The following is a 21316-nucleotide window of genomic DNA, read 5'->3' on the forward strand; positions in this document are numbered from 1 at the left end:
TGAAGGCCTCCTTGAGGGACCCAGGGTCCCTCAAGGAGGCCTTCACGGACATCACATCCAGCAAGACACCTTTGCCTTACCCCTCTTTATCACTCACGAACCCACACAGAAAAGCCAATAAAAGCATAAATCGGACACTTAATCCCCGCTAAGCGTCCCACGTGGACACTCGGCCGCGACCGGTCCGCCGACCAATCCGAGCCCTGTCCTCAAGTAGGCGTTCAACGCCTCGACCACAGCACGCGCAGCCGCCAACATCACGGTCGACAGCGACGACCTGCGCGCGGTGATACCGGTCCGGGAGCGGCCGGCAACTCCGCTCGCGGACCGGTTCGGCTCAGACGCCCGAGGTGTTTCGGATCCAGGTACGGTTCGCGGAGATGCTGGTGTGCGTGGAGTTGGCCTTGGCGTCGCCGGCGATGTGTACGGCGACCTGCTTTCCGCCGACGAAGACCGGTCCGCCCGAGTCGCCGCCGGCGGTCACGCCGTCGCCCCGGTATGCGCCGATGAGTCCATTCCCGACACTGGTCACCGACATCCGGGCGACCTTCAGGTAACGCTCGAGAACGTTGCTGTTATTGCTGGTGTAGCCCCAGCCGTAGACGTACTCGGTGTCACCGGTGGCGACGGACGTGCCGAGCGAGGCGTAGGTCGTGGTGACCGAGCGGTCGAGCTTCAGCAGCGCGATGTCGGCACCGCTGTAGGGCGTGTAGATGGTGCTCACCCCGGCGTAGGTTCCGGCCTGATGGTCGACATTGCCCACCCGGACCGAGTAGCTCGAACCGGGGTGGTCGATGCAGTGTTTGGCGGTGAGTACCCAGCCGGCACTGATGATCGAACCGGAGCACCACTGCTGGCTGTTCCGTTCGATCATGGCGGCCCACGGGGCGGACCGGGCGTATCCGCCGTCGATGATGGGGGCAGCGCCGGCGGCCGGGGTGACCGCGGCGAGACCGGCGGCGCACAGCAGCGCGGTGAGGAGACCTCGGATGCGCATGAATTTTCTCCAATGCGGGGAAGTAGGGAAACGAAAAGTAAAGGGGATCAGCGGATCGCTCTTTCATGGCCGCAGCGGGATCGCCGGGGGTCACCCGGTCGGATCCGACGTCGGATTTCTTATGCTGGACAGGTGGATGTTCCTGTTTATAGCGACTGAAGAAGGGAGAAGTCCGATGTGGACAGAGACGGTGCGAGAGAACGTGTCAGTCGTTGGAGACGGCCACTGTGTGAACTGCTTGCCCGGAAAAAAACGGTCGACGCGTACATCTTGCGCAATCAGAAATGTTTCTTTCGTGGCCGCAACAAATCGTCTCACTGTCCTTGGTGGAAGGGCGTGGCGAGGTGTGCTGGTGCAGGGTGCCTCAGCGACGGGTGATGCGGATGTCGTCCACGCCGGCTTCGATCAGGCTGCCGCCTGCCGCGTCGGCGGCCTCGACGGAGATCCGGATCGTCTTGCCCGCCAGCGCGGTCAGGTCGGCGGTCGCGGTGGACCACTGTGCCGCGGTGTCGGTGGAGCCGGACTTCTTGTCGAGCAGGACAGTGGCGCCGTCGGAGGTGATGGCCCGGACACGGAGGTAGTCCGCGCCGGCGGAATTGGACAGGTAGCCGAGGTACCAGGACAGCTTGAGCGACAGCGTGCCGGTGGCGGGCAGCTGGACCGGGCCGGACAGCGCGCTCGTGACGCCGCCGTCGAGGTCGTTGTCACCCACCGCCGCTCCCGCCGCGGCACCGGTGACCAGGGTGCGCGTGCCGCTGGTGGCGTCCCCGCGCTGCATGGTCAGCGCGTTGTAGCTGGTGGCCGACGGCGCGGCCACCTCGTACCGGCCGGAGGTCGCGGTGTCCGTGCCACCGGGGTTGATCGTCCAGGCCGCGGGGTCCTCGAAGTCCGAGGTGTAGACGGGCGTTTCCGGGTCGGGTCCTGGTCCAGGGCCTCCGTTGGAGACGGCGGCCAGTGCGTTGGCGATGCCTTCGCCGAAGTGGGAGTTCCTCGCCGTGGTGCCGGTGCAGCGGCTGTCGCCGGCCGGGCAGGGGGTGTCGATGGCCTGCGTGAGCAGCATCGTGCGCAGCTGGTCGGGGGTCGCCTGTGGGTGCGCGGACGCGAGAAGGGCGACGACCCCGGCGGCGTGCGGCGACGACGCGGACGTCCCGTTGAACGTGGTGTACCCGCCGCCCAGCGCGGTGGTGTTGATCATCGCTGAGCCTTCGCCGCCGGGCGCGGTCAGCTCGACGGAATCGAGGCCGTAATTGGAGTACGAGGCCAGTTTCTTGTCGACGGTGTCCGCGGTGACCGAGATGGCGTTGGGCAGGTCGCCGGGCAGGAACAGACCGGCCTGGGTGTCGAGGTCGGTGGAGTAGTTGCCCGCCGCGGCGACGGTGACACTGCCCTTGCCGCGGGCGTAGTCCACGGCGCGCTGGACTCCTTCGATCACCGCTGCCTGGTCGGGGTCGTCAGGGCTGTTGAACATGACCGGGTCGACGTAGTAGCTGTTGTTGGTGACCTTGAAACCGTGCTCCGCCGACCACAGCAGGCCGCAGACCACGTTCTCCGGGAACATGTTCCCCGACGGTTCCATCACCTTGACCGCCGCGATCCGCACGTTCGGGGCGACACCGACCACGCCCTTGCCGTTCTTCGCGGCCGCGACGATCCCGGCGACGGAGGTGCCGTGCCCGGCCGCGGGCGCTCCGGGGTCGGGTTCCCACGCGCCGGGCGTGGTATTGGTCTTGCCGTAGAGGCAGGACACCGAGTTCGCGGCGTCGAAGTTGTCCCGAAGATCTTCGTGGGTGCCCTGCACGCCGGTGTCGAGGATGCCGACGGTGACGGTCCGGCTGCCGGGGTTGATCGCCCAGGCCTTGTCCGCGCCCATTTGTTGCATGTTCCAGTCGACAGGCTCCGCGGGCGCCGTGATCGCCGAACCCAGCTGGGGTTCGAGGTAGCGGCGCGCGGTCGAATTCTGTTCTGTGCGCGCGGATCGCGTGCCTTCCGGGGGCACGTCGTAACCGCCCCGGGTGTCACCGACCTTGTGCACCCCGGTCACCTTGCGCATCTTGGCCGCGAAGTCGTCGGCTCCCGAATGCGCGAGAACGACACCGATCTGGGCGAACGTGTTCTGCACCTTCCCGCCGTTGGCGGCGACCGCCTTCGCGACGGCGTCGGTATTGCCGGGACCGGTCAGCACCAGGTAAGCGCGGACGCTGTCGGCGACCTGTGTGCCGGACAGCGGCGTCGCCGACGATCCCTGGGCCGACAGGGTGGCGACCGCGACTGCGGCCGCGAGCGCGGCTGCGGTTCTCGTCCCGAGACAAAGCCGGGTTCGTGTCATGGCGGGGAACCTCCTCGAGGAAACGTCCGTTCCTCTGAGACCACGACAATCCTCAGTTCGGACAGCGGTTTCAATCCGTGCTGACACGCACGAAAAGTCTGTTCCGGCACGCACAAAAGTCGACGCCACTTGCCTCGTGACCAGCAGGAAGACGACGCTGCGGGAACTGCTGAAAGAAGGTGGCCGACCGGACTTTCTGCGGGTTGTTCTCCACCGGGGCCGTGCTTATGGTGTGCCGATGACCACGGGGAGTGCGGCGGCGAACACGGTGCTCTCCGTGGGGCGCCGGCAGGTCGAGGACAGGATTCTGGCGCTCCTCGAGCACGCCCCGGCCCTCGTGGTGGTCGAGGGGGAACTCGGTATCGGGAAAACCCATCTCGTGCACCGGATCCGGACCTCGGCCATGAGCCTGAGGCGCAGGATGGTGACCGGCCGTTGCACGCCGGGATGCGGCCCCCTCCAGCCGATGCTCGAGGCCGTACTGGACTCCCCAGAGCTCATCCCCCTCCGGGGAGATCCTGTGCTCGGCGCTCTGGTGCCGTCGCTTCCCGAACTCGCCGACAGGCTGCCGCCCTCGCTCCCGCCCCTGCCCGACCCCCGCGCCGACCTCGCCCGCCGCCTGCGAGCGCTGCGCGTCCTGTTCTCGGCCTCGGGGCCCGTGGTCCTGCTCCTGGACGACGTGCATCACGCCGACCCCGGCACCCGCGCGTTTCTCCAGTACGTCGCGCGCCGCCCACCCGGCAACCTGGCGATGATGCTGACCTATCGCCCGCACGAGAACGCCCCCGGGCTCGCACACCTGGCCACCCCCGGCTTCCCCGTGGAACACACCCTGCTCGAGCCGCTCGACGACGCCGACACCACGGCCTTGGCGGCACGACTCCGCCGGCGCGGCCCCTTGCCGGCAGGTATGTGCGCGCGGCTGACGCTGACCGAGGGCATACCCCTCGCGATCACCGCCCTGGCCCGCGATACCCGCGCGGGAACCCCTGGAGAAAGCCCGGACCTTCCCGCGGCCCTACGAGACGCCTACCTGGAACCGTTGCGACAGCAGAGCCGGGATCTCCGTTGCGTGGTGCATGCCGCCGCCGTCTGCGACGACGGCGCCAGCGAAGCCGAGCTGCGGACGTTGTCGGGGCTGAACGAGGCCGCGGTCAGCGCGGCCCTGACCTCGGCGCTCACCGCCGGGATCCTGCGCGAGCTAAGGCCGAACCGGTTCGGCTGCCACCGCGAACTGGCTCGGCAAGCCGTCCACGGCACGACACCCGTTTCCGCCAGGCGGCGGCTCCACCGCACCGCCGCGACCCTCTGGCCGGACGATCCTGTCCGCGTCGCTCACCACCTGTTCCACGCGGGCGACCACGACCGCTGGCGCGCTCACAGCGAACACAGCGCGGAGGCCGCGGTCAAAGCCGGTGACTGGAGCACCGCCGTGCAGTTGCTGCGCGACGTGCTGCGCCGTGCTGAACTCACCACCGAAGACCGCGTCGAGTTGGCGATGACACTCAGCCGGGCCGCCTTCGACGGCCTGGACACCGAACAGATCGTGGTCACCGTCCGCGAGCTCCTCACCGAGGTTCCCCTCCCGGACGCCGTCCGCGGCGAACTCCGGAACAACCTGGGCATCCTTCTGCTCAGCCAGGCGGGCGACCACGACACCGGATACCGCGAACTCGAACGCGCCGCCGGCGAACTCGAACACAGCAATCCCACCCTCGCCCTGAAGGTCATGTCCTCCCTGGCCATCCCTTACACCGGCCGACGCCACATCAGCACCCACCGTGCCTGGCTGGACCGAGTCGAAACAGGTCTGCTCGATTCCGCCCGCCGGCCGGACCCGCTCACCGCCGAGACCATCCACGTCAACAAACTGACCACGCTCATGAGCACCGGTTCACCCCAAGCCTGGGACGCGTCCGAATTCCTCATCGAGGACACCGACGATCCCGGACTCGCCCGGCAACGGCTACGCGGCTGCCTCAACCTCACCGATTGCGCCAGCTGGCTCGGCCGCTACACCGCCGCCCGCGACTACCTCGCCCGCGGTCACCTGTGGTCCCGGCAGCTCGGCGCCGCCTACCTCACCGAACAACTGCATGTCGCCAGTGTGCTGCTGGACTGGCTGCGCGGTAGCCGGACCCATGTCCGCGACAACGCCGAGACCCTGATCGCGCGTTACGCCACCCTTCCCTCGGTCGAGTCCGAATGCCGCCTCGTCGCCGGAGCCCTGGCCTTCGAACACGGCGACACGGCCACCGCCTTCGCGCATCTCACCGACATCAGCGCCGCACATCCCGGCACCCCGGCCGCACCCCCGATCAGCGCCACCGCCGCCGCGCTGCTGGCCCACCACTACTACCGCCGCGGCGCCAAAACCACCGCCATGCGCCACCTCGACGCCGCCCTCGGTGTCATCACCGACACCGGAATGTGGGTCTGGGCCGGCGACATCCTCCCCGTCGCCGCCGAGCTGCTTCCCTGCGCGGGACGCACCGAGGAACTGCGGCAGTTGCTCGACACCGCCACCGCCGACCTCGAGGACATCGACGCCCCGGCCGCCAGCGCCGGGCTGGCTCTGGCCCAGGCCATGACCGATGACCTCACCCAACGCCCGGCCACAATTGTGCTCGGCGCCTACGACCAGGCCCTGGTCCGCTTCACCGAACTGCCGCGGCCGCACTGGCTCGCCGCCACCCACGTCCTGCGGGACCGCTACACCCACAACGTCCTCCACCAGGACACCGACGACCTCGCCACCGCCGCCGGCATCTACGGCACACTGGGCGCCACTCCCGCCTACCGTCGCTGCCAGGACCTGCTGACAAGCAGGACACCTCGCAAACGCGGCCGCCCCGGCTACGGATCAGACCTCTCACCCCGCGAAGCCGAAGTCGCCGCCCTCGCCGGGGACGGCCACACCAACGCCCAGATCGCCCACTGTCTCGGGCTCTCCATCCGCACCGTCGAACAACACGTCGCCCGCGCACTCCGCAAAACCGGGGCCACCTCCCGCCGTGATCTCCTCCACTCACCCTGGATGACCACCTCTCATCCCTGACCGCCTGCCGAACGGGCCGGAAGGGGCGGCATCACCGCCACGCGGTGGATCGCGGCGGGATCGCTGGGAGATCACAGTGCGCCGTGTCGCGAACCGCGGATGGAGGGCCTGCCACCAGGCACGCGGGTCGAGATCGACGCCGGAACGATCAGCGACCCACGGGCGCGACCTGATCAGTCGACGGGTTACTGGTTGAAGAACGTCTTCAGTACACGGGCCATGAGTTCGGGGGCGACGACGTGTCCCTGCCCGTCGAGCGTGTGTCGTTCGGTCTGGGGGACGGCAGCAATTATCGCTTTCGCGGCGCGGTTGAAGAAGTCGGTCGGGAGGCCTGCGAACTGGGGCTGGGTGGTCGGGCCCTCGGTGGTCACCAGGACCGACTGAGTGATGCGGGCAAGTCGGTTTGTGGGGATCTTGTAGTCATTGAGGACCATGGCGTCCTTGACGAGCGTGTGGGCGAGCGCGACGGACGAGGCCCAGAGCGGGTGCTGTTTGCCAGCCGCGATGTCCGCGTCGGGTCCGCCGGTAAGCCTCATGAACAGTTCCAGGAGCTCCTCGTCCCGGCCGGCTTTGTATGCCTCGTGGGTGTCCGCGATGTACTGGTTGAACCTCGGCCACAGGTCGTCCCCGATCACGTACGGCACATCCCACACCGCGATCTTGTCGATCGCCGAACCTGCCGCCGCTGCCTCCAGTGCGAGGGCGCCGCCAGATGAGGCGCCGTACACGTGAGCCGGGCCGCCGGCTGTCGCAATCAGCGCGTCGAGGTCTTCCACCTCCCGCGCCACGGCGTACGGCGGTGTATTGCCGCTGTCGCCCCGGCCGCGTCGTGCGTAGTTGTAGACCGTGAAATGGTTGGCAAGGAGCCGGGCCAGAGGCGCGTTCTCAGCGCCGTCGTCCAGGGTGCCGCCGACGAGGATCACCGCCGGGCCAGTGCCTTTCCGGTCGTAGGCGATCCTCGTACCGTCGGCGGACGTCACACGAAGTGTCATCTCGTTCACTGCTTCTCCCCATTTCTCGATGCGTGGTCGTCACCGTCGGAGCATGTCGACCAAGGACCACCCGGGGGCCCCGTCGCCGTGCCGTGTGTAGCCGATGACGGTGCCGTCGACGAAGGCCACAGATTCACACTCCTAATTTAGGAGCACTCACACCTGTTGTGCAAGTACAATCGGGTGCATGAGCAAGAAGCGGCTGTTCGACGATCCCTGCGGCATCGCGCGAGCGCTGAATGCGGTCGGCGAGCGGTGGGCGTTGCTCGTAGTGCGGGAGCTGGTCTTCGGCCCGAAGCGCTACTCCGACCTGCACCGCGGGCTGCCGCAGATGAGCCAGAACGTCCTCGCGCAGCGGTTGCGCGAGCTCGAAGCCGACGGCTTGGTGCGGCGAAGGCGCCTGGGACCGCCTGCGCCCGCCGCCGTGTATGAACTCACGGAGCGCGGGCAGGAACTGGAGCCCGTGCTCCGCGCGCTCGCCCACTGGGGCAGCCGCGCACCGCTGCCCGAGGACGGCGCGGCGGAACTGAGCGTCGACGCGCTGCTGTTCGCCCTGCGCGCGACCTTCGATCCGGCACTGGCGGGTGAGCTGTCACTGCGCTGCCAGCTGGACGTCGCGGGCGATCGGTTCCGCATCACCGTTGCGGGCGGGCGCCTTGAGTTGGACCGCGGTGAGCACGCCGAACCCGAAGCGTGGCTGACCGTGCCGGAGGCGGCGACATTGCGCGATCTGGTGTTCGCCGGTGCGGCGCTGCACGACGCCGTCGAGCGGGCAGACACCGAGGTGGCGGGCGATACCGCGCGGCTCGCCGCACTGCTGCGCTGCTTTCCCGCAGCCGTGCGGTATCCGGCGCCACAGGACCCCGGGCCGCCGGATCCCGTGTCGCCGGGCCCCGTTTCACCCAGCCCTGAGTCACCGAACGCCGAACACCCGGATCTCGCCGTCAGCGCAAGAAGTCGTCGGGGGTGAGCGGCAGTCCGCGGACCCCGGACATCGGTGGCGAGGTTACGCCGGCCGACAGTTCAGACTCCGCGGGCTCGCGGAACTCATCGCCGAGACGACGACGCACCACTTGGATAGCGACCCGCAGCTCAATGTCTGGCACTGGTCCACGACCGAGCACGATCGGCTTGTCGCAGTAGCCCATCCCCTAACGGGACGACCGGACCGGGTGGCTACTGGCTCTCCGGCTGGTGAGGTACACCTGCTGCGGCGTCCGGTCGTTGAGGGCTTGGTGCGGTCGCAACGTGTTGTAGGTGTGGCGAAAGCAGGTGATCTCGACGGCCAACGCGTTGCCGTCGCCGGTGAACGCCTCCGCGAACACGGTCCCGCGGAAGCACGGCCCGTTGTCGGTGACCACCGCGACCGGTGCGGGCGCTTCGCCGATGACGAAGTCGTCGGCGTCGATGACATCCATCCAGCCCCGGTCGGCGCGGAGATCATCGAGGTCGAGGACCCGTTCCGCCTCGTCGAAGCAACGCAAGGTGTGGCTCGGGGAAGCTTTGCTTCCTCGCGTGCAGAGGTATCAGCCCGTGCTGGCGGCGCAGGTCAATGGGACGCTGCTGAAGCTGAGTACTGACGAGATTCTCGCCTTGCTCTCCGACGAACCGAGCTTGGAGTGGAAGATCGCCGAAACGACGGCAGAAATGGCGCGAAACCCCCGCCACGACTGAACTCCGTACACGGCCCGGTCGCGCGAAGCACGCCGCTGTCTCCGGGCTGCGAACGGCTTGTTCGGTCGCGAAGTATGCGGTGCGGACGCACAGCTGGGTGACGATACGTAGCGTGGCGTAACAAGAATCAAGATCGAATTGACTGTCTCCGTGGTATCGGTCGTCGCTTGCGCCCTCGGGAGGAAGACTTGATCAAGCCCCGCGCCAAGTCGGACAGGTGGGAGGAGTTGGCGCTCTCTATCTTCCTGCTTGTCTGCTTCCTGCTCGCCTTCTTCAAAGACCTGTTCCCTGTCCTTGATGAGGGCCTCACTGCAGCGATGTTCGCAGCGGTCTTTTTCGTGCTCAAGCAGATCCGTGACCTGCGCATCGAGGTTCAGAACGGCGGGCCGGAAGAAGTATTCTTCGCGACCAACGAAGAGTTCTACAGTTCGGCGCAGGACGCTGTCCATGGAGCGAAGCGCGAGGTCCGCGTGACGTACTTCCGACATGTGCCGCCAACGGCGCTGTCGAGCGCTGAGTCGCGTAAGTATTTCCGCGAGGTGATCAACTTTGCTCGGAACAAGGGAAATGTCCGGCGTATAATCGGTATATCCAGTGATGCGATGGCAGACTGGTGTGTCGCCCAGGTGGGCGAGGTCGAGCGAAATCCGCGGTACAACGTCCGGGTCATAGATACTAGGAACCAGACGGTGGAACCGATGAGTGTCTGTCTGATCGACGACGACACGATGTTCATGGCGTTCTCCGGTCCCACTGACCAACAGATCGGAGGTATCCGGGAGGATGCTCCTAAGCTCGTGCAGTTCCATCAGAACCGCTTCGACCAGCTCTGGACTATCGGGACAGATCTCGCTGAGTTCGTCAAGGTGAGAACGACAGATACGGACGCCCCGCCGAGGTAGCCGCAAGGGACGGTACGCGGGTCCTTCTTGCGATCCAACAAGCTTTCTGCGATTGATCTGCCAGGAGGACGCTGCCGCCGGCGGCAAAGCAAGTCGTCGACATCTCCGGTAAGGCCAGCCTCCGACATCAGTTTCAGCGGCCTTGTGCAACTCGATATCTCGGTTTCAAGTCAAGCGGTGTCGGTGTGCGCTCCGAGGTTCCTGGCCGACACGCAGAGGAGAGACCGGCGGCTGGGACACTAGACAGGGGCAACAGCAAGCTGCCATGGAATGCGAGGACCGTAGTGCTGGTGCGGCGTTGAGGGCGCAAACGCTGGGCTGCCTACGCCGCCATCGTCGTGGCCATCGCAGTCGTCCTAGCTGGGGCATTGGCGGTCGCGGGGATCGAGAATTCGTGGTGGGGCCGCCCGCCGGTGTTCCGATCGGCGGACGGCCACTCGAACACGGGAACGCTAATTCAGGAAGCATTCGGTCAGGTCTTTGAACTCGTCCTTGAGTGAATCGTCGGTGTCTTCCAGGGCTCGGTTGACGTAGCAGACGGGGGCTTTGAGCTTCTTGATGCCGCCCCACACCGTCTTGGCGATGGTCTTGATCGACAGCGCGCCGGAGGCGTCGCTGTTGTTGATCGGGTCGCAGGTCGCGTAGTTGTAGTCGTTTCGCTCCTGACGCGTGGGGTCCGGCTGGGTGAAGCGCCCCCAGTCGGGCTTGTAGTTCCGATAGCCGAGCAGGAGGTCGCCTCGCTGTGTCTGGTATTGCCCGAGGTAGCGCAGCTTGTTCGCGGACGCGGCGGTGCCGCTCGAGGTCGAGGCGCCGTAGGGGGTGTAGGTGTAGTTGGCGGTGACGGTGCCGGAAGTGTCGACCAGGCCGAGGATCGTGCCCTGGTAGTCGGTGATGGCGTTGTGGCGCGCGCCGGTACCGGTCCGGACCGTGATCACGGTGCCTCGGGGATCTCGGCTGTAGGTGGTGGTGGAGCCGTTCTCCTTGACCCACATCGCGCCGAGGGCTGTCTGCCCGAAGACGTGTGTGCTGGTGGTCGTGCCGACCTGCTCGGTGATGGACCGCGGCTGGGTCTGGTCGAGGCCGTCGTAGGCGGCTCGGTAGGTCTCTGTGCCGCCGGAGGTGGCCCGCACGAGCTGGTTGGTCGGGCTGTAGTCGTAGGTCTCACCGGGATTGGTCCGGCTGGTGAGGTTGCCCGCGCCGTCGAAGCCGTTGACGGAACTCCCGGCCTGGGTGAACTGGTCGGCCGCGTCGACGGTGAAGGCGGTTCCCGCCAGGTTCGTCAGGTTGTTCGCCAGGTCGTAGCCGAACGTTTCCGGGCCGGCCTGGGTCATCCGCCGTAGCGGATCGTAGCTGTACGGTGTGGTGACTCCCGCGATCGTCTTCGATTGCAGCTGGTCACTGTCCGCGCCGCCGGAGGTGGTGTAGCCGTACGTGGCTTTGAACGTTTCGGTGTTCGCGGTGTTCTTCACCGTGATCCCGGTCTGGCGGCCGGAGTTGTCGTAGGTGATCGTCTGGGTGCCCGCTCCCGGCCACTGGATCGAGGTGCGGCGGTCGGCGTCGTCGTAGGTGAACGTGGTGTCCTGGACACCGGGATCGGTCATCTTGACGAGGCGGTTCGCGGCGTCGTAGTAGAACAGCAGCGGCTGGCCGGTTTCGCTGGTCCACACGTTGTCGATGTTGCCCGCTTCGTCGTAGTCGTAGGTGACGTGCTCGTTGCCGGTTCCCTCGGTCCGCTCGGCGGTCTTGACCTGGTTGCCCACCGGATAGCGGTCCCAGGAGTAGTAGATGTTCCAGGTCGGCGCGATCTTCCAGATCACGTTGCCCTGGTGGTCTTACCAGATCTCGAGCAAGGTCTTGTCGCCGTCGGAGTCGTCGGTGACCCGCACGACGCGGTCGAACTTGTCGTAGTCGTAGCCGATCTTGCGGCCTCGGCCGTCGGTGACCTGCACGATCCGCGAGAGAGCGTCGTACTGGTAGCGAGTGACTCCCCTCGGCGCGGGTTCCGCCACCGATGTCAGGTTTCCCGCCGCGTCGTATCCGTAGCTCGTGACGTTGCCGTTGCCGTCCTTGGCCGTGGCGAGTGTCCCTCGGGGATAGTTGTAGGTGCGTATGTCCAGATCGGCGGTCAGCCCGCCGGTCGACCGGATCTTCGTCAGGTTGCCGGGCGAGTCGTACTCACGGACGAGTTCCCGCCCTGCCGGGTCCTTCAGGGACGTGGGGGAGTGGGTGTGCGCGGCATCGGTGTAGCCGATGGTGTTCTTCGCGCCGGTCGGCAGTTCGGTGCCGACGAGGTTGTTGAGCGGGTCGTAGAGGCGCTTGCCGCTGTTGCCCATGCTGTCGGTCGTGGACTGGACGTCACTGTTGGCGCTCCAGGACCGTGACTGTTCGTGGCCGAGCGCGTCGACGGCCTTGACCTGGCGGCCCTCGCCGTCGAAATGGTAGGTGGTGGGGTTGCCCTTCGGGTCCCGCGTCACGGTCCGGCCACTCTGGTAGTCGAAGGTCGTGTCCAAGGCCTTGGCGCTGTGGGGAACCGTAACCTTGGTGACCCGGTCGGTGCCGTCGTAGGCGAAGCGGCAGACGTTGCCGGACGGATCGGTGATCGACACCAGGTTGGAGGCCGCGTCCCAGCCGAGGGTGACCGTGTGCCCGTTACGGTCCACAAAGGACGTCAGCTGGCCCTGTCCGTTGTACTCGTAGGTTCCGACGTCGGCGCCGGTCGGGTCGATGATCCGTTTCACCAGGCCTTGGGGGTCGCTCGCCACCGTGGTGACCCGTCCCTGCGAGTCCGTGATCGACGCGAGCGTCCCGTTGGGATGGTAGCTGTAGCCGTTGGCGTTGCCGTTGCGGTCGGCCTGTGAGGTCAGCCAGCCCTGGGCGGTGAACCGCCACTTCTCCTCCGAGGAGTCGAAGATCAGCGTGAAGGTCCCGTCGCTTTCCTTGCGCAGCTGGGCGTTCATCCCGTTCGGGGTGGTGTACCCACCGCCGGGTTTCGGCACATAGGTCGCGCAGTAATTGCTGGGGCCGTGCAGGATCACGTCGCTGCCGGAGAGCTCCAGGCCGACGTCCGCCCCGACCGACATCGTCGTGCCGAGCCCGAAGGAGCCCCGATTCGGCACCAGGTTGTTGTAGACATGGCTGATCGCGAGGTCCAGACCGGTGCCCTTGAGGGTGAAGTCGTCCTGGGTGACCACCAGGTTCCCGCTGGAAAGATTGACGAGGATCTCCATCCGGTCGCTGACCTTGAACCGCTCCAGCGGATGGAACGGCCGGATCCCGGTCCGGTCGCCGCAGGAGGCCAAGCCCGCCGCCTGTGCCTCGGTTCGCGGCCGTGACCCATGAGGGGTCCAGCCGCTCGACGGTGGCGAGCCGCCATCAGGTGTCCGGTCGACTTCGGTCCCGGGGTGCCATGCCTGATTCGCGACCGGCCGCGGTGGCTTCGGCGTGACCGCGTTCGCGGGGACGGCGGTTCCGCTCACCGCCAGGACGACCGCGCTCACGACCGCGAAGAATCCGCGCAGCCGCCATCGGTGAAGACATCTCGATCTCATGGAATGAAGGGCCTTTCTGTGGTGCCGCCCCGGACAACGCCTCCTGGCGTTCGAGCACATCGCGGACGCTACGCAGCCAAAAGCCTTGTGTTCCAGGCGATCGGGGCAACATCACCCGGTCAGCCCACGAAGGCCGGCGGACGGGTGTTCGCACTGCTCGGTCGCTTGCGGAGATCTGACATTCTTCCAATACTCCGCTTCGGTCCGCTGTTATCCTGCGGCACCGCCGGAAGAATGCGTGATGCGGATTCACGAACGCGCGCACGGTTTGACCACGATTTCGGTGGTCCGGAATTTCGCCTCATGTCGAGAAGTGAAGAGGCCTGCGCCGTGAACAGCTAACCGGTTGTCCCGGCCACCTGTTTGGCCTATTCCGGCGCTCGTCCTCGAGTGCTTCACTGGACGCGGTGTCCCTGGTGGACACGTCGGGGCTGGGGAGCGCGTCGTGAAGACGCCGCGGAGCGCTTACTGGGGAAAGACTTCTACGAGTCGGTCATGCCGTCCGCCGTGTCCATTCTGCGGCCGGGGATCGAAACACGCCCGAATTCAGCGGGTGGAAGGAACTGGGATAATGGGGAGACCAGTCCGTTTCGGTGCTGTCGTATCGCTGATCGCGATCGTTTTCGCACTGGTGACCATCGTGCGCTCGCCGTCCGCCCTGGCGGAGACCGGCCAGGCTTCGCGTGCGGCGGCTCCGCCGTCGCCGCGTTGTCCGCGGACGGCCGCGCCACCGGAGACGAAGAGCGCGCCGGCGCAGGCGCCCTTGACCAGACCGGTCGTCGCGCAGGCCGCGTCGGCCGCCTACTCGGCTCCGGACACGGCGCGACGGATGATCCCGGGTGACGTCCATCCGGTACGGGTCGCGGTGACCAATACGGTGAAGTTCCCTTTGGTGGCCGGGCGGCACGTCCTGTCGTACCGCTGGGAACTGCCGAACGGCCAAGACGCCACGGCGGGCACCCGGCTCGAAACACCCCTGCCCGCGGACCTCGCGCCCGGCGCGACGGTCACCGTGGACGCCAAGGTCAAGGCGCCCGACCTGGCCGACATCGGCAACGAGCGTGAGCAGTTCGTGCTGCGCTGGGACATCTACGACGGTGAGACTCGCCAGTGGCTGTCCAAGACAGCCGGGGTACCGACCCTCGACCAGCAGGTCCGGGTGGAACGCCCGACGTCGGATCAGCTCGGCCTGGAGCAGTTCTACTCCTACGTCGGGGTGCCCACCGGCGCGGGCGGAAACCTCTCGGTCAACCAGTTCTCCGGCAACGCGGTCTGGAACTACGACGTCTTCACCAATCCCAGCCGCGGCCTGGCCAGCTTCCTGCGGTTGAGCAGCAACAGCGCGGACACTTCGGACTCCTACGCGGGCAGCGGCTGGTCGGTCACCGCGTCGACGCTGAACCGGCTGGGCACACCACTGGAGTTCGGCGGGCTGCTGCCCGGGCTGCTCGGCTGGCCGTCCACGGTGACCCTGGTGGACGGTGACGGGACCAGTCACGTCTTCGAGTTGAACAAGAACGACTCGGCCGATTCGGCGAAGTGGACCTATGACAGCCCCGCGGGGGTCCACCTGTACCTGCGCTACCTCCCCGGCGGCGCCGACGAGCGCCGCTGGGTGTTCACCACCCCCGAACGCACCGAGTTCTTCTTCGATTCCCAGGGCTATCACACGTCCACAGTGGACAAGAACGGCAACACCATGTCGTTCACCTACGAACGAGCGCTGCTGGGCAACCGCAACACCGGCGTGCTCAAGCACGTGACCGACGCCACCGGGCGCCGCACCCTCACCCTGGACTACTACCAGCGCGGCGACGTGTTCGCCTACATCCTGGGCGGCAAGAAGCTGACCGGGACCAATCTGGACAACCTGTTCATCATCGACAAGCTGAAGTCGGTCACCGACGTCTCCGGGCGGGCCGTGACGTTCACCTACACCGACCGCGGGGCGCTCGGCGAGGTCGTCGACGGCGCGGGCACCGCCGACGCCAAACCGTTCACGTTCTTCTACGACGAGAACAACGTCAAACCGGCTTCGGTGGTCGACCCGAACGGCCACAGCACCCGGATCGACTACTTCACCGACGCGGGCGACACACGGCGGAAGTGGAACGTGCGCACGGTCACCGATCGCGGCCCCGCCGCGATGACCTTCGACTACACCGATCCCGACGGGGCCACCGGGTCGAAGGTCGAGTCCTCGGTCACCGACGGGAACGGGCACACCAGCAAGACGACGCTCGACGGTTACGGCCGTCCCGAACGGATAGTCAACGCCAAGAACGAGAAAACCGACCTGCACTGGGACGAGGACAACAACGTCATCAGGATGGTGGAGAACAACGGCGCGACGCAGAGCTGGGTCTACGACCAGAAGACCGGCTATCCGCTGGAGATCAAGGACGCCGAGGCCACCCGCGCCGGCACACCCGCCACGAGGCTCGGCTACCGCACCGGCCTCGGCGGTCACGTCGCCGAACTGACGGACAAAACCACCCCCGAAGGTCGCAAGTGGACGTTCGTCTACGACGACAAGGCGAACCTCGTCGCGGTCACGGATCCGAAAGGCACCGCGACGGCCCAGCAGGGCGACTACACGACGCGCTACTCCTACGACGGCTTCGGGCACCTCGTCGACCAGGTCGACGCCAACGGTCACACCACGACCTACGGCGACTACGACCCCAACGGCTATCCCAGGGTCATCACCGATCCGCTGGGGTGCGCGACGCTCTACCGCTACGACCAGATCGGCAACGTCGTCGCGGTCACCGACGCGCGCGGCAAGACCAGCACGTACACCTACGACGTGTTCAAACGGCCACTCGACACCAAGGAGCCGAAGGATCAGGCCGCGGGCTCCTACATCGTCACCCCCGGCCCGCGCTACGACCGCAACGACAACGTGGTGACCAGCACGGCGGCCAACGGCGCGGTCAGCCGCACCACCTACGACGCGATGGACCGGCGCGTCGCCGAACACGCGCCGAAGGACACCCCCGACGGGCCGGACAAGATCACCACCTACGGCTACGACCCCGTCGGCAACCTGATCAAGCAGACCGAGCCCAAGGGCGTCCTCACGGCGAACGACCCCGGTGACTTCACCTACACCTTCGTCTACGACGAGGTGAACCAGCTCCTGCGCGCGAGCAACGTGAAGGGCGAGCAGATCACGGCTCGCTACGACGACGTGGGCAACCTCGTGACCCACGCCGACGCCCGCAAGAACAAGACACCCGACCCCGGCGACTACACCACCAAGTACCGCTTCGACCTCAACCACCAGGTGGTGGAGACGTTCGACGCGAACGGCAACGCGGTGAAGACCGACTACGACCGGGACGGCAACGTCGTGGCCAGCACCGACGAGGAGGGGCAGAAGACCCTCATCACTCTCGACGAGCGGGCGATGCAGACCGAGGTCCGTTCCCCGCACAGCAACGACAACGGCCTGAGGTACTTCACCACCCGGTACGAATACGACCAGGTGGGCAACCTGACCAGGACGGTCAACCCCCGCGGTGTGGACACCCCGGCGGTGGCCGACGACTTCGTCTCCGAGACCGTCTACGACGAGCTGAACCGGGTTCGTGAGGAGATCCTGCCCTACGACCCGGCCGACTCCGAGCACCGGACGCAGGTCGGCACGATCACCACCTACGACGAGGTCGGCAAGGTCAAGGAGATCAGCGCGCCGCCGTCACACGGCGAACAGGTCCGCAATGTCACGAAAATGACCTACTACGACAACGGCTGGTTGCGGAACTCGGCCGACCAGTGGGACATCAGGACGAGCTACGACTACACGCCGACCGGGCAACAGGCGAACCGGACGCTGACCAGTGCGGGTGGCGGCGCCAACCGGGTACAGACCTGGGAGTACTACCCGGACGGCAAGCTGAAGACCCGTTCGGACGAAGGGGTCCCGGTCGGGCGCAACGTCGTCGTGGTCGACAACGCCAATCCGGACCGCACCCGCACGACCGGTGACTGGGGCACCGCCGACTCGGACAAGGGATTCCAGGGCACGCGGTACCGCGCGACGGACGGCCGGGCCGCCGGCTCCTCCTTCACCTGGACGGCCCCGGTTCCTACCGACGGCAGTTACGAAGTCCTCGTGCGATACCCGCGGGGCACCGCCACCGACGCCGCGTACACCGTCGAGCACGACAAAGGCGCCTCCACGGTTCGGGTGGATCAGACCACCCGGGCGGGTGAATGGGTCAGTCTCGGCAAGTACCCGATGTCGGCGGGACAGGTGCGCAACGTGACGCTGTCCGGCCAGGCGAACGGCTCGGTCGCCGCCGACGCGGTGCAACTGGCACGAGACAACAGCGCCGACGTGGACGCGGAGAAGAAGACCTTCGCGCACCGCTACGACGCCAACGACAACCTGGTCGAACTGACCGACTCCTCCTCGGGCACCCCGATCGACACCTACCGCGTCCGCTACGACGCGGTGAACCTGGCGGACCTGGTCGAGGAGCTGAAAGGCGGGAAGGTCGAGCACAGCACGGCCTACACCTACGACGAGAACGACAACCTCAAGTCGGCGAAGTTCGGCGACAAGATCGCGACCTACGACTACAACCCGCTCGACCAGGTCGAGAAGACGACGAACAAGCGTGACGAGGCCGATCCGGGCAAGGTCACCACGTTCGGCTACACCAAACGCGGGCACGTCGACCGGCAGGTGAAGAGCAACGGCAACGTCGTCAGCTTCACCTACTACCTGGACGGCCTGCTGCGGTCCCAGGTGGAGCGCAAGAAGGACAACGGTCCGATCGTCACCGAACACAACCTCGAGTACGACTCCAACTCCAACCGGGTCAAGGACAAGGGGCGTATCCAGAACGCCGACGATCACGGCAAGACGATCGACACCGACGCCGACTACCGCTACGACCCCCGGGACCGCGTTCGCGAGGTCACCAAGAAGGGCGGCGACGGGGAACGCAAGGAGACCTACAAGAACGACGACAACGGCAACGTGTGGGAACAGGAGGTCGCGGGCAAACGCACGACCTTCGACTACCAGCGCAACCGGCTGATGTCGTCGACCACCGACGGGCAGAAGGCGGTCTACGACTACGACGCCTTCGGCAAGCTGAGCCGGATCACCCAGTCGGGCAAGGAACTGGAGAAGTACACCTACGACGGGTTCGATCGCAAGACCGAACATGTCAAGGACGACGGTGGCGGCAAGAAGACCACCACCTACACCTACGATCCGCTCGACCGGCAGCAGACGAAGAAGGTGGGGGACAAGACCACCGCGTTCCACCACCTCGGCCTGTCCGACCAGGTGCTGACCGAGGACGAGAACGGGAAGCTGCGCAAGGCCTACCAGTACGGGGCCGACGGCGAGTTGCTGGCGCAGGTCAAGTTCAAGGACGACGGGACCGAAGAGGAGTCGGTCTACGGGTTCACCCCGCACTCCGATGTCGAGCAGGTCACCGACGCGCAGGGGGACACGAAGTCCACCTACGGCTATTCCGCCTACGGCAAGGATGACGAAAAGCAGTTCTCCGGTGAGGACAAGCCGGACCAGGCGAACCCGGACAAGCAGGAGGAGAACTCCTACCGGTTCAACACCGCCCGGCACGACAAGTCGACCGGCACCTACGACATGGGCTTCCGGGACTACTCCCCGGGGCTGAACCGGTTCCTCACCCTCGACCTCTACAACGGCGCGCTCGCCGATCTGTCGATGTCGGCCGACCCGTGGACCAACAACCGGTACACCTTCGGTGCCGGCAACCCGCTGTCCCAGGTCGAGATCGACGGCCACGGCTGGTTCGACGACGCGGTGGACTGGGTCAAGGACAACGCGAAGGACATCGGGCACGCCGCGCTGGACGTCGCCGGGGTCATTCCCGTGGTCGGCGAGGCCGCGGACCTGGCCAACGCGGCCTGGTACGCGGCGGAGGGCGACGCCGCCAACGCGGCGCTGTCGGCGGCCTCGGCGATCCCGTTCGCGGGTTGGGGCGCCACGGCGGTGAAGGCCGGCAAGTACGCGGTCAAAGGCGCCGAGGCCGTGCAGGGCGCGACCAAGGCGGCCGACGCCGGGCAGACGGCGGCGAAGACCGCGAGCAAGGCGGCCGACGCGGGCGCCAACGGCGCCAAGACGGCTCCGGCACCGAAACCCGCGCCGAAAGCGGGCAACGGCAGCGGTGGGAAACCATCCGGCGCGGGCGGCGGCAAGGCAGGCGGGACGGCCTCGACCGGGAAGAAGTCGTCCGGCGGCGGCTCCGGCGGCGGAAAGGCCGCCAACGGAGGCGGCAGCAGCGCGGCCAAGGGATCCGGTGGCGGAGCCTCGAAAGGCGCGGGCTGCAACAGCTTCGTGCCCGGCACCACGGTGATGATGGCCGACGGCGGCAAGAAACCCATCGAGGACGTCCAGGTCGGGGACGAGGTACTGACCACGGACCCGGAAACCGGTGACACGCTGACCCGGCCGGTGACCGCGGTGATCGACGGCGAAGGCACGAAGGACCTCGTCGAGGTCACGGTCGACACCGACGGCGACCTCGGCGACTCCACCGGGATCGTCATCGCCACCGGCGAGCACCCGTTCTGGGCGGACCAGCAGGGACGGTGGGTCTACGCCAAGGACCTGCGCGCCGGCGACCAGGTCCGCGCCGACGACGGCAAGCGGCTCAGCGTGCTTTCGACGAAGGCGTGGACCCAGTGGCAGAAGGTCCGCAACCTCACGGTGGAGGACGTGCACACCTACTACGTCTCCGTCGGTGGCGAAGACGTACTGGTGCACAACGCGGGGGAGAGTTGCAAGCTCAACCGGGCGATGGAGAAGCAGGGCGAGTTCCGGCGCACGGGCGAGCAATCGCATCACATCGTGCCGCACGCGTCGCCGAAGGCGGCCGATGCCCGCAAGATCCTCGACGACGCCGGAATCGGGATCAACAGCGCCGAGAACGGGATCAACCTGCCGCACAACGCGAAGTCGGCGGCTGCGCTGGGATCGTCGAGGACACCGCACAACCAGACGTTCCGGCAGAGCTATTACGACTACATCACCGACGAGCTGAAAGCCGCACGGTCCAAGGAAGAGGTGTTCGATATCCTCGCGGACATCAAGGAAGCGCTGAACTCCGGGATGCAATTCCCGAAGAAGGGCGGATGACGTGCGCGTGTACCGGAGCGACCCGCTCGACGGGTATCACTGGATCAACCCCGCGGATCCCGACGATCTCGGGAAGCTGCGTTTCGACGGGACACCGAGGAAATCCTCCTGGGAACCGGTGGAAATGGAGCTGGTCACCGAGGACACCCGTGGTGACGAACCGAGCGACAAGTACACGCATTTCCCTTGGAGCGGCTCGGATCGGCTGGTGCTGAGGGACGAAGCGATCGAGAAGATCGGTCCGCTGCTCGAACCGTACGGGGAGGTGCTGCCTCTCGAAGGCGACGACCTCCAGGTGGCGGTGTTCAACTGCACGACCGTCGTGGACGCACTCGACACCGAGAAGTCCGAACTCGACCACTTCCGCAGCAGCGGCCGGGTGAAGCGCATCCGCTCGTATGTGTTCGACGCGGACAAGGTCGACGGGCTCGGGGCGTTCGTGGTGCCGGAACAGTCGAACGGAACTGTGCTTTTCACCGACACACTGGTCGGCGAAATCGCCGAAGCCGGCCTGTCGCGCTTGTGTTTCACCGCGTTGTGGGATTCCGCGGACGGGAGCTACGGCGACCGCCGGGCCACCGAGTTCCGGGAGACCGACCGCAAGATCTGAGGAAATCGGGGACACAGAACGGAACCCTCGACGAAGCCCGCGGGTCTCGTCGAGGGCATCGA

At 66.6% G+C, this 21316-nt stretch carries 12 protein-coding genes; 6 read left to right on the forward strand and 6 right to left on the reverse strand.

What is annotated here, in order from left to right:
• Positions 1-337 precede the first annotated feature (337 nt).
• Positions 338-997, reverse strand: a complete 660-nt coding sequence (locus ACFWMR_RS15600) for a S1 family peptidase (RefSeq protein ID WP_378378846.1) — start codon at positions 995-997, stop codon at positions 338-340.
• Between the two features lie 364 nt (positions 998-1361).
• Positions 1362-3323, reverse strand: a complete 1962-nt coding sequence (locus ACFWMR_RS15605) for a S8 family peptidase (RefSeq protein ID WP_378378847.1) — start codon at positions 3321-3323, stop codon at positions 1362-1364.
• A gap of 238 nt (positions 3324-3561) precedes the next feature.
• On the opposite strand from ACFWMR_RS15605, the gene ACFWMR_RS15610 reads away from it, so the two are divergent.
• Positions 3562-6381, forward strand: a complete 2820-nt coding sequence (locus ACFWMR_RS15610; protein WP_378378848.1) for an ATP-binding protein — start codon at positions 3562-3564, stop codon at positions 6379-6381.
• Positions 6382-6566: 185 nt separating this feature from the next.
• Here the strand turns inward: ACFWMR_RS15610 and ACFWMR_RS15615 are convergent, their stop codons facing one another.
• Entirely contained in the window at positions 6567-7373 is an 807-nt protein-coding gene (locus ACFWMR_RS15615) for an alpha/beta fold hydrolase (RefSeq protein ID WP_378378886.1), read from the reverse strand.
• Between the two features lie 187 nt (positions 7374-7560).
• On the opposite strand from ACFWMR_RS15615, the gene ACFWMR_RS15620 reads away from it, so the two are divergent.
• Entirely contained in the window at positions 7561-8343 is a 783-nt protein-coding gene (locus ACFWMR_RS15620) for a winged helix-turn-helix transcriptional regulator (protein WP_378378849.1), read from the forward strand.
• Between the two features lie 181 nt (positions 8344-8524).
• Here the strand turns inward: ACFWMR_RS15620 and ACFWMR_RS15625 are convergent, their stop codons facing one another.
• Positions 8525-8857, reverse strand: coding sequence for an integrase core domain-containing protein (locus tag ACFWMR_RS15625; protein ID WP_378378850.1), 333 nt, complete (start codon positions 8855-8857; stop codon positions 8525-8527).
• A 49-nt stretch (positions 8858-8906) separates the two neighbouring features.
• On the opposite strand from ACFWMR_RS15625, the gene ACFWMR_RS15630 reads away from it, so the two are divergent.
• Positions 8907-9047, forward strand: coding sequence for a hypothetical protein (locus ACFWMR_RS15630; RefSeq protein WP_378378851.1), 141 nt, complete (start codon positions 8907-8909; stop codon positions 9045-9047).
• Positions 9048-9235: 188 nt separating this feature from the next.
• Entirely contained in the window at positions 9236-9949 is a 714-nt protein-coding gene (locus ACFWMR_RS15635) for a hypothetical protein (protein WP_378378852.1), read from the forward strand.
• A gap of 452 nt (positions 9950-10401) precedes the next feature.
• Here ACFWMR_RS15635 and ACFWMR_RS15640 read toward each other — a convergent pair whose 3' ends face one another.
• Together ACFWMR_RS15640 and ACFWMR_RS15645 are read right to left on the reverse strand one after the other, a co-directional pair.
• Complete coding sequence (locus ACFWMR_RS15640) at positions 10402-11766, reverse strand: RHS repeat protein (RefSeq protein ID WP_378378853.1); 1365 nt, start codon at positions 11764-11766, stop codon at positions 10402-10404.
• A 15-nt stretch (positions 11767-11781) separates the two neighbouring features.
• On the reverse strand, positions 11782-13446 hold the full coding sequence (locus ACFWMR_RS15645) for a DUF6531 domain-containing protein (protein ID WP_378378854.1): 1665 nt from the start codon (positions 13444-13446) through the stop codon (positions 11782-11784).
• A 622-nt stretch (positions 13447-14068) separates the two neighbouring features.
• Here ACFWMR_RS15645 and ACFWMR_RS15650 point away from each other — a divergent pair.
• Together ACFWMR_RS15650 and ACFWMR_RS15655 are read left to right on the forward strand one after the other, a co-directional pair.
• A complete protein-coding gene (locus ACFWMR_RS15650) occupies positions 14069-20644 on the forward strand; it encodes a golvesin C-terminal-like domain-containing protein (protein WP_378378855.1) in 6576 nt (2191 codons plus the stop codon).
• Position 20645: 1 nt separating this feature from the next.
• Positions 20646-21254, forward strand: a complete 609-nt coding sequence (locus ACFWMR_RS15655; protein ID WP_378378856.1) for a hypothetical protein — start codon at positions 20646-20648, stop codon at positions 21252-21254.
• The last annotated feature ends 62 nt before the right edge of the window (positions 21255-21316 follow it).

The organism is Amycolatopsis thailandensis (assembly GCF_042723255.1).
GTDB lineage: Bacteria > Actinomycetota > Actinomycetes > Mycobacteriales > Pseudonocardiaceae > Amycolatopsis > Amycolatopsis thailandensis.